Below are 15,164 nucleotides of genomic sequence, written 5' to 3' on the forward strand. Positions count from 1 at the left end.
CGCTCCAGCGCCTCCGGATCGACCTGGTAGCCGTCGCCGCCGCTCACGCGCCCGCCGTCCCTTCCCCGTCCGTTTCCACCGCATCCACCGCCGCCGCTTCCAGATCCACGGCGTCCAGAGCCACCGCGTCCGGAACGATGCCCGGCACCGGAGGCAGCACCATGCCCGCCGCGCTCCCCGCGTCCACCGCGATCCCGACCGGTCCGCCCGACTTCGCCACCCTCGGGACCACCTGATCCAGCAACCGGGCCCCGAAGACCGGCAGCCCTTCGGGCACCGCCTCACCACGCGCCTGGGCAAAGCGCTCCAGCGCCGCGTCATCCGTGAACGCGAAGAGCCAGCGGACGCCGCCCATCTCGACCGACAGCACCGAGCCATCCACCACCGGCACCAGCACCTCGCTGCGCCGGAACTCCCCTACGACCTCACGCAGATCGCGCAGATCGCGCAGATCGCCCTGCCCGGTCTCCGCCAGCTCCGCCAGCCGCGTCCGCAGCCGCAAGGCATCGGCGCTCACGTCATCCCCCTGTTAAAACACTTCACCGGTCATCGCACAAGCGAACGATCACGCTAGTTGGTTCAGTCCGGGGAATGCCAGCATTCGCGTGTCGGCCAGACTTGGCTGAGCTGGGACATCGTGATCCGTGGCCCGACGAGGACGCCGGTCAGAACAAGCCTTCCTGGATGCGCGGCTGCGACCTGAACCCCCGCAAGGGAAAGGACAGTTCTGCATCGGCGGCGGGAACCAGCCCCCACCCCCGCATCAGCCGAGTGTCGACCACCACCACCCCGCCGCCCGTCTCCAGATGCAGATCGGGTCCGGCAGCCGCCACCAACCTCCCGCTCACCGCCCCGCCCGCGACCAGCTCCGTCACGTCCCCGACGGCGGCCGGGAGATCCGTGAGGCCGAACGCCCCGGCGTGATCCACCGGTTGGCAGGGCTCGCGGGCGAGAGACTCGGGCCAGGCATCCAGCGCGGCGGCCCGGGCATGCAGGTCCTCCACCTCGGCAGCCCGTTCCGCCGCCGACGCCGGCAGCACGGACCGCACCGCCCGCTTGTCGGCGTACGGAATCCGGTCCGGGACCCGCAACGCCGCGCGGAGCAGTTCCTCGGTGCGCCTGGCCGCCATCAGCGGGCCGATGCCCAGCCAGCTGAAGCAGACCGCGCCCTGCTCCAGCAGCCGTGCCGAGCCGCGTTCAAGAGCGGTGATGCCTACCTTGGTCATCCCCGGGCCGAACCACGCCAGATATACGTGGTACGGGCGCGGATCGTCCACGATCGTGTCGGCGGCCACCGAGTGCGCGCGGTCCAGTCGCGCACACTCCTCGCACCGCGCCCCCGTACTCCGTCCCGGCACGACCGCCCGTACCGGACACGCATGCCCCCGTGCTCCCACGCATGTCCGCACTCCCCCTTCCGCGACCCCGAAGGCCACCCGTTTCCCCCAGGTCAGCGCCGAGCGCCGACCACCGTCCCACGCCAGTTCGGGGCCGTCCGCCGACCAGCGCAGCCCGTTGCATCTCCATGCCTGTGCCATCGCTCTTCGAGCGTAGGGGCTGCCACTGACAACGCCCGTGCGGTGACCGGGGCGACCGACTTCCCCCGGTTCAGCGCCCCGCCTCAGCGCCAGTCGCCGTCCTGACCGACTGGTTCACCCGCGCAAGCACACTGGCGGCGGACCACCTGGAGGAGCACTGCCGCACCGACTGACGCGCCGGCAACGCACCAACTGCCGCACCGACTGACGCACCGACGGCGCCAGGGCTGACGTACCGGACTCACTGGAGTCACCGAAGGCCTCGGCCGCCGCCGCGCCCGTCCCCCCGAGCGTCGTACGCCGCCCGCGCCCGCTCCACCTCGCCCAGATTCACAGACCACTCCGACAGCGCGGCGAACAACGGCGCGAGGCTGCGCCCCAGTTCGCTGATCTCGTACTCCACGCGCGGGGGCACCTCGGGATAGTAGGTGCGTACGACCAGCCCGTCCCGCTCCAACTGCCGCAGCCGCTGCGTCAGTACCTTCGGCGTGATGGTGGCGATACGGCGCTCCAGTTCGACGAAGCGCTGACGGCCGTACTCATGGAGCGCCCACAGGATCGGGGTGGTCCAGCGGCTGAAGACGATGTCGACGACGGGAGCGATCGGGCAGGCGTTCTCGGGAGCGACCCCTTTCGGAACCTGCATCTCTGCGCCTTCGGCAGCGACCCCGCCCGGAACCCGCGCCACTGTGTCCTCGGTCACAATTACCCCCGCCCGCCAATACTTTCCCCTAGGTACCTACTACCCCCACAACAGTAGCGTCGCCGTACGAGACGAGACACGAGATCCGAACTCGGAACGGAGGCCGATGATGATCGTGGTGACCGGAGCAACGGGCAATGTGGGACGGCCACTTGTGCGGGCCCTCGTGGAGGCCGGCGAGCAGGTGACGGCCGTCTCTCGCCGTATCTCCGCGCGGGATGTGCCGGCGGGGACCCGCCACCACCAGGCCGACCTGACCGACCCCGAGCGCCTGGCGCCCGCCCTCGACGGGGCCAAGGCCCTGTTCCTGCTGACGTCCGGTGAGTTCCTGGCGTCCGGCGGTGACCTCACCGCCGTCCTGGATGCCGTACGGGGATCAGGCATACGGCGTGTGGTGCTGCTGTCGTCCCAAGGGGTCGGCACCGGAGACCACCCACCGGTGCTGGAGGACGCCGTCAAGGCGTCGGGGCTGGAGTGGACGATGCTTCGCCCGGGCGGCTTCCACTCCAACGCCCTTCAGTGGGCCGACATGATCCGCGCGCGACGGGAGGTGGCCGCGCCCTTCGGCGACGTCGGCCTGCCGACCGTCGATCCGGCGGACATCGCGGAGGTCGCCGCGCAGGCGCTGCGCGAGCCCGGGCATGACGGGGAGGTCTACGAGCTGACCGGGCCGGCGCCCGTCTCCCCCCGGCAGCAGACTGCCGCGATCGAGGCCGCGCTCGGCGAGGCGGTGCGGTTCGTCGAACTGACCCGCGCCGAGGCACGGGAGCGCATGCTCGGGTTCATGCCCGAGCCGGTCGTGGAGAGCACGCTCGACATGCTGGGGGCTCCGTCGGACGCGTTGCGGCGGGTGAGCCCGGACGTGGAGCGGGTCCTCGGGCGGCCTGCGCGGTCGTTCGCGGAGTGGGCGGGGCGCAGTGTGGGGGCGTTCAAGTAGCGCGAGCGTTCAAGCATCGGGCGTTCAAGCATCGGGCGTTCAACGGGGGCGATGGTGCTAGGTCTCGCACGTCAAATCGGCGGCGCTCAGGGTCTGTTGACGGCCTGTCGTATTGCCGGGTGAGGGGCGTAAGGATCTTGCGAAGCACTCTTGCGAAGCACCGATTCGGTTGAGCCCGGAACGGTAAGGTCCGCAGCATGAACGCTCGGCTGGCACTGCTCGGCACGGTGGCCCCCGGTGTCGCGGGAAGCGAGGTCTTCCGGCTGGCCCTGCAGCATGCGGTGGGCGAGCTGGGCGCGCTCGGCGGAATGGTCCATCTCCGTGGCCCGATGTCCGCGCTGCGCCTGGTGTCGACGGCCGGACTGCCGCCCGCCCTCACCCGTCACTGGGAGATCATCGACCAGGAGAGCCCGCTGGCCCCGGCCCGCGCGCTGCGCGAGGGGAGCGGCGTCTGGGTCCCGCTGAGCCCGGCCGGCGCGGTCGACACCCCGGACACCACCTGGCCCGGCACCGGCCTGGCCGCGCTGCCGATGCACAACGGCCACCGCAGCACCGGCGCCCTCAGCGTCCTGATGGGCGACCAGGGCGAACCGAGCCCCGAGCACTGGAAGTTCCTGCGCGCCCTCGTCACCTGGGCCGAGGACCGTATGGTCCAGGCACCGCCGCCCATCGGGCCCGCCCAGCCGGGGCGCAACGGCGGTCGCCTGCGCCAGGCCCTGAAGGAAGTCAGCGTCGGCTCCTGGGACTGGGACATCCGCACCGGCGAACTGCTCTGGGACGAGGCGGCTCTGGAGTTGTACGGCACCCGTCCGCAGGACTTCACCGGCAAGGTCGAGAGCTGGATGCGCTGCGTCCATCCGGACGACCTGGCGCCGACGCTGGCGCTGATGGACCGGGCGATCCGGGAGCACGGCGTGTTCGAGGCCGAGTACCGGGTGCGCAAACTGGACGGCACCTGGGGCTGGACACAGGCGCGCGGCAGGACGACGTACGACGACAGCGGCGAACCACTCCGGATGATCGGCGTGGGCTGGGACAGCGACGAGCCCCGCTCCGCCCGTGACGCGCTCGGCCGGGCCCTGCGCCACATGAGCGACGGCTTCCTCGCGATGGACGACGACTGGCGGATCACCTTCGCCAACGTGGAGGCCGAACGCACCCTGGGCTACTCCGAGGAGGAGCTGTTCGGCCGCCTGCTGTGGGACCTGCCCGCCGCCGAGCAGGTACCCGGCCTGGAGATCCGCTGCCGGCAGGCCGCCGCCGCGGAGAAGTCGGTCAGTTTCGACGTACGGCTGCCCAACGGCCGTCTGTGCCACCTGCGCCTGGTCCCGGGCCCCGACGGCCGCACGATCTACTTCACCGACGTCACCGAGAAGCGCCGGCTGGAGGAGGAGCGCCGCTGCGCCGAACGCGCCGCGTCCGAACGTGCTACGCGGATAGCGGAGTTGACGGCCGCGCTGGCCAAGGCGACGACCTCGAAGGATGTGGTGGACGCGGTCGCCCGCCGGGTGCTGCCGCCGTTCGAGGCGACCGGCCTGGTGGTGCAGGCCGCGGAGGGCGACCGGCTGCACACCGTCGGATCCGTCGGCTACCCGGACGACGTCCTCGCCGTGCTCGACGGCCGTGAGCGTACGGAGTCCAGCCCGCTGTGGGACGCGATAGTGGCCGGCACGCCCATGTTCATGTCCTCCCCGCGGGAGTTCGCCGCCCGCTACCCCGACCTGGCGGACCTGCCCGCCCGCGCCGGCAAGCAGGCCTGGGCGCTGCTCCCCCTCACGGCCTCGGGTCACACCTTCGGCATCTGCGCGATCAGCTTCGACCACCCACGCCGCCTCACCGACGAGGAGCGCACCCTCCTGACCGCGACCAGCGCCCTGGTCGCCCAGGCCCTGGAACGCGCCCGCCTCTTCGACGCCGAGCACACCCGGTCCCGCGAACTCCAGCGCAGCCTGCTCCCCCGCGACCTGCCCGACCTCCCCGCCTGCACGGCAGCGGCCCGCTACCTCCCGGCGGGACAGGGCATGGACGTCGGCGGCGACTGGTACGACATCATCCCGCTCTCGGGCGGCCAGGTGGCCCTGGTCGTCGGCGACGTCATGGGGCACGGCCTCCCCGAGGCGGCGACGATGGGCCGGCTGCGCACGGCGGTCCACACCCTGGCCGACCTCGAACTGCCGCCCGACGAGATCATGAGCCACCTCAACGACATCGTCGGGGCGATGGGCGAGGAGTCGTACGTGACGTGCCTGTACGCGTTGTACGACTCCACGACCCGGGTCTGCTCCATAGCCAGGGCGGGCCACCCGCCCCCCGCCCTGCTCCACCCGGACGGCACAGTCGTCTTCCCGCCCCTGTCGGCCGACCCGCCCCTGGGCGCGGCGGAACCCCCCTTCGAGACGACCGAGATCCAGGTACCCGAGGGCAGCGTGCTCGTCCTCTACACCGACGGCCTGGTGGAGTCGTCGAAGCGCGAGATGGACGAGGGCATGGCGGCACTGGCCGGCGTCCTCGGCACCTCCCACAAGGACGGCACGGCGAACGACCTGGACCACCTCTGCGAGCGGATCGCGACCGCCCTGCTCCCCACCGACCACCAGGCCGCCGACGACGCGGCCTTCCTCCTCGCCCGCCTCCACGCACTGCCCGCCTCCCGCATGGCCTCCTGGCCCCTCCCCGAGGACCCCAGAGCGGCGGGCCAGGCCCGCGCCCTGATCCGCACCCAGCTGGCGGCCTGGGGCCTCGACGCCCTCACCCCCACGACCGAACTCCTGGCCAGCGAACTGATCGGCAACGTCATCCGCCACGCCAGGGGCCCCCTGCGCCTCCGCCTCCTCCACGGCGCCGACCTGATCTGCGAGGTCTTCGACGGCAGCCTGACGATGCCGCGCATCCGCCGGGCGACGGAGACGGACGAGGGCGGCCGAGGGCTGCAACTGGTCACGGCGCTGTCGCAGCGGTGGGGGACGCGTTACACCCCGACCGGGAAGTGCATCTGGACGGAACAGGCTCTGCAGACGTCGCCGGACACGGCCCGGCAGGGAGCGGGGGACGATCCGTTGGCGGCGATGTTCCTGGGGATGGCGGGGTTGGGGGAGGACTTCGCAGGGGGCCTGGAAGGGGAATGGGACAGGGTCGCCGGCTGGGACTGGGACGGGGATGGGGACTTGGACGGATTGAGGTTCGGGGAGCGGTAGTTGCAGGTGGGGCGTGGCGGCCGAGTTCCCACAGCCGTCCGGAGCTCTCTCCCCCCACAGCCGTCCGGAGCTCTCTCCCCCCCCCCGGTCGTCTAGAGCCGCTTCAGATTCCGGTCCAGGATCGCCCGGAGCCGGTCGATGTCCGCAGGGTCCTGAGCGCCCCGCTTGGGCAGCACGGCGACACCGGCCGCGCGGTCACCGCCGAGGAGCACGAAAAGGCCGGGCGTCTCCAGGTACTCCCGGAACACCACCCACTGCATGCTGAAGGACGCCCGCTCGCCGGTGGTGACCGAACCACGCTCGTCGGCCACCATCCGGGCCTCCCCGTACGGCTCCACCATGCTGTGCATCCGTCGGGCCATGGTGCGCAGCCCGCGCAGAGTGCCCCAGAACGCGATCGGCACGGCGAGCACCAGCGAGATGATCCACACGACCGGCGGGGCATCCCTGGCAACCGAGAAGACGCTCACGGCGACCGCCGCCAGGACCGGCGCCATCAGTGCCTGGGCGCGTCCCGCCGATGACCGCCGCGCTCGTGCACGCAACGCCTCTTCGAAGTCCGCTGCCGTCGGCCGGTAGACGAACTCCACCGGCGTACCGAGATCCGTGTTCTGCGGTGTGGATTCCCTGCCCCTGGTGCACATGGGCAGGGATCGTAGCGAGCAAGTCCCGGGAGGATCCGACCGGTATGCAAAAGCCAGAGGCCCTGCGGAGCACTCCGCGGGGCCTCTGGCTTGTTGTGCACTCGGCAGGATTCGAACCTGCAACCTTCTGATCCGTAGTCAGATGCTCTATCCGTTAAGCTACGAGTGCTTGTTTTGTTTTCCCGCCGCTCCCGGCCTTCCGGCCCGCTCGCGGCGACAGGAAGAACATTACATGACCGGCGCCGCCATGTGAAATCCGTTTGGCCTACCCCTTGTGACCTGCGGAAATGCCTCTGAGGGCGGTCTGCGGGAGTGAGCCTGTGAACGACGAAGCCCCGGTCCTGTGGACCGGGGCTTCGTGATCGAGCGCGGAGGCGGAGGGATTTGAACCCTCGATGGGCTTTAAGGCCCAAACCGCATTAGCAGTGCGGCGCCATAGACCGGACTAGGCGACGCCTCCAGCACAGCCGCTCGCGCGAGCGCGATTGGTGCGTGCAGATGATGACACAGTCGAGCGTGGTGTCACCAATCGACGTCCACGGTACTAGGCCGGGCGGGCACAGGGCAAAGCCCTTCCCGGCGCGCTTCCCGGCGCGCTTCGCGGCGTGCCGCGCGGTGTGCCGCGCGGCGCGCAACGTCGGGGGCCTTGGGGCGCTGGTCAGGTCATGTTCCAGGTCAATCGTTCCGGCGCGGCCGGACGCGTCGGGCGGCTCCTTCTCGCCGCCGCCGGATCCCTCGTCGCCGTCGGCACCGCCACCGTCGCGCCCGCCTCGGCGTACGCCCAGGCCACGCCCCTCCCCCTCGCGCTCCCGTCCCTCCACGACTCCGCCCGCTCCGGCCACCACCTCACCATCACCGTCCGCAACGCCGGCGACGGCCATGACGGGACGTACGAGCTGTACTGCCACCCCGGCGACGGCGACCACCCCGACGTCGCAGGCGCCTGTGCCGCGCTCGATCGCGGCACCCGGTGGGGCACGGACGCCTTCGCTCCCGTACCGAAGGACACCCTGTGCACCATGCAGTACGGCGGTCCCGCCACCGCGCATGTCACCGGGACCTGGGCCGGGCGGCCCGTCGACGCGCGGTACGACCGCGCGGACGGATGTCAGATCGGGCGGTGGAACCGGCTCGTGCCCGTGCTTCCCGATGTGGGTCAGGAGGGGCGGGCGTAGGCGTGGGCCGTGGCAGCCGCTCGCCCGACCGAGCGGGAAGCGGGGGCTCCGGTACGCGATCGCACAGCCTTCGTACAGGCTTTCCCAGGGGGACGCATCGGGTCCGTAAATGTCCCGCGAAGGTCTCGCGAAGCCGGAAGGCCGCTGGAAGGAGGGCGAGCAGGACATCTGCACAGGCGGTCATACGTTCTGGGTCACTTCGTCGTGCGACCTCCCTCTCATCCGGCGTCGCGAGCGCAACCCCAGCCCTTAGACTCCCTCGCGTGACACGCTGCGGGACGGTTGGCAAGATGGCCCGAGCGGTCGGCAAGGTGCGGTAACAGGGAGGAAGCGTCTCGTGAGCAGCAGGCCATCCCGAGGCGCTGCTCGCCTCGCAGCCATACTCGACGCGCTTCCCGACGCGTTGGTGCTGGTCAACGCCAATGGGACCGTCGTCAACGCCAACACCATCGCCCTGGAGACCTTCGAGGCGCCGGGGACCGCCCTGGTCGGGCGCGGGCTGCTCGATCTGCTGCCGCACTTCGACTCCAAGCTCATCCCCGGGTCCATGCGGCGGCCCGATCACATGGACCCGCAGGGGCGGACCAAGCCGACCCGGATGATGGCCCGGCGGACGGACGGCACCGAGTTCCCGGTCGAGGTCACGTCCGCGAATCTCGAGAACGGCCAACAGGCGTACGACGGCTACGGCTATACGGGTGACGAGCTGCTCATGCTCGTCGTACGGGACCTCTCCGGGACCGTCGACACCGAGGCCGAGCTGGCGCGTTCGCAGCGGCAGACCGAGATGATCCTGCGGGCCGCGTCCGAGGGTGTGGTCGGGACCGACACCGAAGGGCGGATCGTCCTCGTCAACCCGGCGGCCGCTCAGATACTGGGTTATCGGGCCAGTGATCTGGGCGGGCGGGAGCTGCACACGCTCGTGCTGCACTCACGTGTCGACGGGTCTCCCTTCCCCTACGAGGAGTCCCCGCTCGCCGACACCCTGCGCTCGGGGCGCAAGCACCGGGTGCGCGGGCAGGTGCTGTGGTCCAAGGGCGGGGACAAGGTCTCCGTCGATCTGACGACCGCGCCCGTGCGCGACGGCGACCAGCTCGTCGGCGCCGTGATGACCTTCACCGACCGCCGGCCGTACGACACCCTCGCCGAGGAGAAGGCCGCCGCGGACAAGCGGCACGAGGAGGAGCTGGAGCGGCTCGCCGAGGAGCACGCCTCCGAGCTGACCGCCCTTCGGCAGAAGCACGTGACCGAGGTCGAGGAGCTGCAGGAGCGGCACCAGGAGGAGCTCGCCGCCGGCGAGGAGCGGTACGCCGCGCTCGGGGAGCGGGAGAAGGACCGGTACGAGGCGCTGGCGGGCCGGCACGAGCAGCTGCTGACGCTGCTCGGGCGCTCGCTGCGCGGGCCGCTCGACGAGCTGCGCCGTGAGCTGGCCGCGCTCGCCGCGGACGACGCGGGGCAGCTGTGGCCCGAGGCCAACCAGGTGCTGCACCACCTGTCGGCCGGGTACTCGCGGATCACTACGTTGATCGACAACGTGCTCCAGTACCAGCGGCTCGACTCGGGGGGCGACGCGGTCTCCCGTACGAAGGTGATGCTCGACGCCGTCGTCGCCGCGGGTGTCGACGGGGCCGTCGAGCTCATCGGGCCGGGGCGGGTGCAGTTCGCCGTGCACGCGCCGCCCATCGAGGCCGAGGTCGACCCGCAGCGCCTCGCCACCGCGCTCGCGCATCTCGTCGCCGATGTCGCCGGCGTCGACGCGACCGGCAACTCGCCCGTGTCGGCGGGCGGTTACCTGGACAACACGGTGGTCGTCGCGGCGGCGCAGCGTGGTGAGGTCGTACGGATCGAGGTGCGCGGGCCGTATGCCGGGGGAGACCCGGTGCACGAGCCGATCGTGCGCGGGATCGTGCGGGCTCACGGCGGTGTGCTGCAGACGCACGACGTACCGGGGATGAGCGGCAGTGCGTTCGTCCTCGAGGTGCCGATCGGCGGTGGGGCCGGGGCCGTCTCCGGCACCCCGGCCGAGGACGCCGGGGCCGAGGCCGGTGACGGGACCGAGGGCGCCGCCGTCGAGGCCGGGCAGAGTGCCGGCAGCGGGCGGCGGCGGGCCCGGCGGTCCTCTGTCGACGCCTTCCTGGAGAGCGAGCATCCCGGTGCCGAGGCCGAGGGCGCCGAGGCCGAGGGCGCGGCGCCCACCGGACGGCGGCGCAGGCGCGCGGCCTCCGCGCCCGAGCTCCCCCAGGGGGACGCGGGCGGCGAGGTCTCGGGAGGTACGGGACGGCGCCGTGGGCGACCGGCCGAGGACGGCGGGGACGGCGTCGCCGAGGGCGCCGTCGTGACGGCCGCCGAGCATGCGGCGGGCACCGCGGCCGCCGGGAACGGCCTGGGCGGGACCGTACCGCCGCAGGGCGTGCCCGCGCCCGGTGGGCCCAGCGGGCGGCGGGCCCGGCGGGACGGCGGTGAGCAGCACGCTCTGCCGCCCGCGCTGCCCGCGGGCGGTGACGGCGGACAGTCGCCTTCCGCGGCGGTGGCCGGTGCGGCCGCGGACTCGGGTGAGGGTGCGCAGCCGACCGGGCGGCGTCGGCGTGCGCTGGCCGCTGCTCCGGCGCGTGCGGCTGGGCAGGCGCAGGAGGCGGGGCCCCGGCAGGTGTTCGCGCTGCCTCCCGCGGAGGCGGACCGGGGTGGTGCCGCCGGGGCGGAGGGGGCGGTCGCTGAGCCGGCTTCGGCTCCGGGTGCCGGTGTGGCTTCGGCTCCGGGTGCCGGTGTGACTGCCTCGACTGCGGCTACTGCTGTGGCACCTGCGGGTATGGGTGCAGTGGCGCCAGCGGGTGCTGCTGTGGCTCCGGCTTCGCCGATGGTTCCGGGGGCGGCGGTTCCCGGGCAGGGTCCGGTTCCCGGGCAGGGTCCGGCTCCCGTGCAGGGGCTGGCTCCCGTGCAGGGGCTGGCTCCCGTGCAGGGGCTGGCTCCCGTGCAGGGTCCGGCTCCCGTGCAGGGGCAGCAGGCTCAGGCTCAGGGCCACGGCCAGGACCAGCGCCAGGTTCCGGGGCAGGCCGCTCCCGGTGACGTACTCGTCGACGAGGGGCGGCACGACGCCGTGCCCCACGACCAGGCCGACGACCACACCCCGCCGCAGCCGCATCCGACCAGCGCGCCGACCGGGCGTCGCCGGCGGGCCGTGGGCCAGCCCCCGGAGGCGGCGGAAGGGACGTCCGCGCAGGGTGGCGCGGCGCAGAACGTGCAGGGGCAGGGGGTCCCCGCGTCGGCCGCTCCGGCGCAGGCCGGCGCTGCCCCGGGTGCGCCCGTGCAGGGCACCGTGGGGCAGGGACTTCAGGTGGCCGTGCCCGGGGACGTGGCCCAGGCTGGGGCGGGGCAGGCAGTGACCGGCCAGGCCGGGGCCGCTCAGCCGGTGCCCGGTAGGCCTCTCCCCGCCGAGACCCCCGGTCAGGGCGTCCCCGCGCAGGGCACGCCGGCCCAGGGCGTTCCGGCCCCGCAGCCGTGGCCCGTCGCCGACGACACCTCCGGCGCCGGGACGGCCGTACCGGCGAACGGCGCCGCCACCCCCGTGCCGCCGCATGCGAGCACCCCCCAGCAGGCCCAGCCCCAGCCCGCCCCCGGCACCCCGGCTCCGGGTACCCCGCTGCCTCCCGACGCCGCGGCGGGCGCCCAGCAGCAGCGTGCGGCGCAGCCTCTCCCGGCCGAAGCGGCCGCTCCGGGGGCCCCCGTCGACCCGAACTCCACTCAGGGCCGGGCGATCAGCGTGCGGACGTTGGGGCAGGGAGTGCCGTTCACGCGGCAGGCGGCGCAGGTGCAGCAGCCCGCGCAGGCTCCGCACTCGGCTCAGCAGCCCCAGTCGTCGGCCACGCCTCCGCCGCATCAGACCAGCGGTGGCGGACGGCGCCGCAAGCTGGGTACGCCGCCGGACCCCGCCACGCGCGCGTCCGCCTCGGCGGAGCAGTCGGCGCGGCCGCATCCGCCGACCGAGAAGCCGGTGCCCGCGCAGCCCGTACCGGTGCAGCCGTCGCTCGGCGGGCAGCCCCAGCCGTCCCAGCCCGGGCAGGCGCGGCTGGCCCCGATGACGGAGGGCGCCGGACGGTCGTACGCCATAGGCGCGCCGGACGAGAACGCCGCCGAGGGACCGGAGCCGCTGGACGGGCCGGGCGGCGCCGTCGAGGTCGCCGACACCCCGCGCCCGCAGCCGATGGACGACGAGCTGCCGCCGGAGCCGCTCGACAACCCGCGGCGGCTGCTGGTGTGGCCCGCGCCGGACGTGACGACCCAGCAGGCGCTGAGCGATCGCGGCTACCGGCCGGTCATCGTGCACTCGCGCGAGGAGGTCGACGCGCAGATCGCGGCGTTCCCGGCCGCGCTGTTCGTCGACCCGCTGACCGGGCCGATCACCCGGACCGCACTGCAGTCGCTGCGGCAGGCCGCCGTCGCGGCCGAGGTGCCGGTGATGGTGACGGCGGGGCTCGGACAGGCTTCGCGGGAGGCGGCGTACGGCGCCGACCCGGCCGTACTGCTGAAGGCGCTCGCGCCCCGGGACACCGAGCAGCACCCGCCGCGCGTGCTGCTGATCGAGGAGCACGCGGAGATCGCGCTGGCGCTCACAGCGACGCTGGAGCGGCGCGGGATGCAAGTGGCGCGGGCCGCGAGCGACGCCGACGCGGTGGCGCTGGCGGGCGACTTCCGGCCGAACCTGGTCGTGATGGACCTGATGCAGGTGCACCGGCGCCGGGCCGGGATCGTCGACTGGCTGCGCGCGAACGGGCAGCTCAACCGCACCCCGCTCGTCGTCTACACGGCCGCCGTCGACCAGGCCGACCTGCCACGGCTGGCCTCCGGCGAGACGGTGCTGTTCCTGGCGGAGCGGTCGACGAGCGGTGAGGTGCAGAGCCGGATCGTGGACCTGCTGGCGCGGATCGGCACCAACTGAGCGCGAACGCAGCGGAATCAGGCGAAGCGGAGCTGAGCGGAGCGGAGCTGAGCGCGAAGTGACCAGGTGACCAGGGGCCGCTGAAGCGCCCCTGGCACGGGCGCGGGGCTGTGCGTCGATTCTCGGCTACCGCCGCGTGGGCGCGGGCGGCCACGTACAACCCGTGGCCGCCCGACGACAGTTCCCCGCTACGCCAGTCGCGTCAGATGCTGGTGACGTCCAGCTCACCCTCGGCGTACTGCCTGCGCAGCACCTTCTTGTCGAACTTGCCCACGCTCGTCTTCGGAACCGCCTCGATGACGGTCCACCGCTCCGGGAGCTGCCACTTGGCGATCTTGCCCTCCTCGGCGAGGAAGGCGCGCAGGGTCTCGAAGTCGGTGGTGGCGCCCTCCTTGAGGACGACCGTGGCCAGCGGGCGCTCGCCCCACTTGTCGTCCGGGACGGCGACCACGGCGGCCTCGGCGACGTCCGGGTGGGACATCAGCGCGTTCTCCAGCTCGACCGAGGAGATCCACTCGCCGCCGGACTTGATGACGTCCTTGGCGCGGTCGGTGAGGGTGAGGAAGCCGTCGGGGGAGATGATGCCGACGTCGCCGGTCTTCAGCCAGCCGTCCTCGCTGAACTTGTCGGCGGGCCGCAGGGGCTCGGCGCCGGGGCCGTTGTAGTAGGCGCCCGCGATCCAGGGGCCGCGCACCTCAAGCTCGCCGGCCGACTCGCCGTCCCAGGGCAGACGCTCGCCGCCGGGGCCGGTGAGACGGGCCTCGACGGAGGCGGGGAAGCGGCCCTGGGTCAGGCGGTACGCGAACTCCTCCTCCGTGCCGACCGCATGGGCCGGCGGACGGGCGACCGTGCCCAACGGGGACGTCTCCGTCATGCCCCAGGCGTGGCAGACGCGCATGCCGAGCTTGTCGAACGCCTGCATGAGCGAGGGCGGACAGGCCGAGCCGCCGATGGTGACCTGGCCGAGGGAGGAGACGTCACGCGGCTTGGCGGTGAGCTCGGCGAGCAGGCCCTGCCAGATGGTGGGCACGGCGGCCGCATGGGTGGGCTTCTCGCCCTCGATCATCTCGGCGAGGGGCGCGGGCTGCAGGAAGCGGTCCGGCATCAGCATGTTGACGCCGGTCATGAAGGTGGCGTGCGGCAGGCCCCAGGCGTTGACGTGGAACTGCGGGACCACGATCAGCGACGTGTCCTGGTCGGTCAGACCCATCGACTGGGTCATGTTGACCTGCATGGAGTGCAGATAGACGGAGCGGTGGGAGTAGACGACGCCCTTCGGGTCGCCGGTGGTGCCGGAGGTGTAGCACATGGCGGCGGCCTGCCGCTCGTCCAGCTCCGGCCAGTCGAACGTGACCGGCTTACCGGCGATCAGTTCCTCGTACTCGTGCACCTGCACGTCGGCGGCCGCGAGGCCGGAACGGTCACCCGGCCCCGAGACGACCACGTGCTTCACCGTCTTGAGGTGCGGGAGCAGCGGGGCGAGCAGGGGGAGGAGGGAACCGTTGGCGATGACCACCCGGTCGGCGGCGTGGTTGACGATCCAGGCGAGCTGCTCCGCCGGGAGCCGGAGGTTGAGGGTGTGCAGGACCGCGCCCATGGAGGGGATCGCGAAGTAGGCCTCGACGTGCTCGGCGTTGTTCCACATGAGCGTGGCGACCCGCTCGTCGTCGGCGACGCCGAGGTCCTCGCGCAGGGCATGCGCCAGCTGCGCGGCACGCGCACCGACCTCGGCGAAGGAACGGCGGTGCGGCTCATCCTCGCCGGTCCATGTGGTGACCTGCGATGTGCCGTGGATCGTCGACCCGTGGGTCAGGATCCTCGAGATCAGCAGCGGTACGTCCTGCATGGTGCTCAGCACGGCGTCCTCCCGGGGCGACATTGCCTACGCGGTAGTAAGGGTTGCGGAGATTCTGCGCGCATACCGCGCGGTATGTCACTAGGGTCGGGCGATCGATCATGTCACGTTGCGTTCATGAGGGTGTGACGCTATCGGCGCTGACGGGGGGTGGCGTGGCGAGTAAGGGGGCGTGGGCGGTGCGG

9 protein-coding genes and 2 tRNA genes are annotated in these 15,164 nt (G+C 72.6%); 4 read left to right on the plus strand and 7 right to left on the minus strand.

What is annotated here, in order from left to right; translation table 11 throughout:
• Positions 1-43: 43 nt before the first annotated feature.
• The 3 genes from ACIBAG_RS10585 to ACIBAG_RS10595 form a co-directional block, all read right to left on the minus strand.
• The gene (locus tag ACIBAG_RS10585) at positions 44-517 is read right to left on the minus strand and encodes an SseB family protein (protein ID WP_399103327.1); all 474 of its coding nucleotides are present in this window, start codon (positions 515-517) and stop codon (positions 44-46) included.
• 148 nt (positions 518-665) lie between these two features.
• Positions 666-1,538, minus strand: a complete 873-nt coding sequence (locus ACIBAG_RS10590) for a DUF2797 domain-containing protein (RefSeq protein ID WP_399103329.1) — start codon at positions 1,536-1,538, stop codon at positions 666-668.
• 250 nt (positions 1,539-1,788) lie between these two features.
• Positions 1,789-2,184: a winged helix-turn-helix transcriptional regulator gene (locus ACIBAG_RS10595; protein ID WP_399103331.1), complete on the minus strand. Its 396-nt coding sequence runs from the start codon at positions 2,182-2,184 to the stop codon at positions 1,789-1,791.
• A gap of 166 nt (positions 2,185-2,350) precedes the next feature.
• On the opposite strand from ACIBAG_RS10595, the gene ACIBAG_RS10600 reads away from it, so the two are divergent.
• Together ACIBAG_RS10600 and ACIBAG_RS10605 are read left to right on the plus strand one after the other, a co-directional pair.
• The gene (locus tag ACIBAG_RS10600) at positions 2,351-3,178 is read left to right on the plus strand and encodes an NAD(P)H-binding protein (protein ID WP_399104482.1); all 828 of its coding nucleotides are present in this window, start codon (positions 2,351-2,353) and stop codon (positions 3,176-3,178) included.
• A gap of 197 nt (positions 3,179-3,375) precedes the next feature.
• Positions 3,376-6,372, plus strand: coding sequence for a SpoIIE family protein phosphatase (locus ACIBAG_RS10605; protein ID WP_399103333.1), 2,997 nt, complete (start codon positions 3,376-3,378; stop codon positions 6,370-6,372).
• A 92-nt stretch (positions 6,373-6,464) separates the two neighbouring features.
• Here the strand turns inward: ACIBAG_RS10605 and ACIBAG_RS10610 are convergent, their stop codons facing one another.
• From ACIBAG_RS10610 to ACIBAG_RS10620, 3 genes are all read right to left on the minus strand, one after another.
• Complete coding sequence (locus ACIBAG_RS10610) at positions 6,465-7,016, minus strand: YcxB family protein (RefSeq protein WP_399103335.1); 552 nt, start codon at positions 7,014-7,016, stop codon at positions 6,465-6,467.
• Positions 7,017-7,112: 96 nt separating this feature from the next.
• Positions 7,113-7,185, minus strand: a tRNA-Arg gene (locus ACIBAG_RS10615).
• A gap of 200 nt (positions 7,186-7,385) precedes the next feature.
• Positions 7,386-7,476: transfer RNA gene (locus tag ACIBAG_RS10620), tRNA-Ser, on the minus strand.
• Positions 7,477-7,681: 205 nt separating this feature from the next.
• Between ACIBAG_RS10620 and ACIBAG_RS10625 the strand changes: the two genes are divergently transcribed.
• Both ACIBAG_RS10625 and ACIBAG_RS10630 read left to right on the plus strand, forming a co-directional pair.
• Complete coding sequence (locus ACIBAG_RS10625; RefSeq protein ID WP_399103337.1) at positions 7,682-8,191, plus strand: SSI family serine proteinase inhibitor; 510 nt, start codon at positions 7,682-7,684, stop codon at positions 8,189-8,191.
• Positions 8,192-8,528: 337 nt separating this feature from the next.
• Positions 8,529-13,124: a PAS domain-containing protein gene (locus tag ACIBAG_RS10630; RefSeq protein ID WP_399103339.1), complete on the plus strand. Its 4,596-nt coding sequence runs from the start codon at positions 8,529-8,531 to the stop codon at positions 13,122-13,124.
• A gap of 202 nt (positions 13,125-13,326) precedes the next feature.
• Here the strand turns inward: ACIBAG_RS10630 and ACIBAG_RS10635 are convergent, their stop codons facing one another.
• Positions 13,327-15,003, minus strand: coding sequence for a long-chain fatty acid--CoA ligase (locus tag ACIBAG_RS10635; RefSeq protein ID WP_399103341.1), 1,677 nt, complete (start codon positions 15,001-15,003; stop codon positions 13,327-13,329).
• Between the last annotated feature and the right edge of the window lie 161 nt (positions 15,004-15,164).

The sequence above is a fragment of the Streptomyces sp. NPDC051243 genome, assembly GCF_044455405.1.
Classification (GTDB): Bacteria; Actinomycetota; Actinomycetes; order Streptomycetales; family Streptomycetaceae; genus Streptomyces.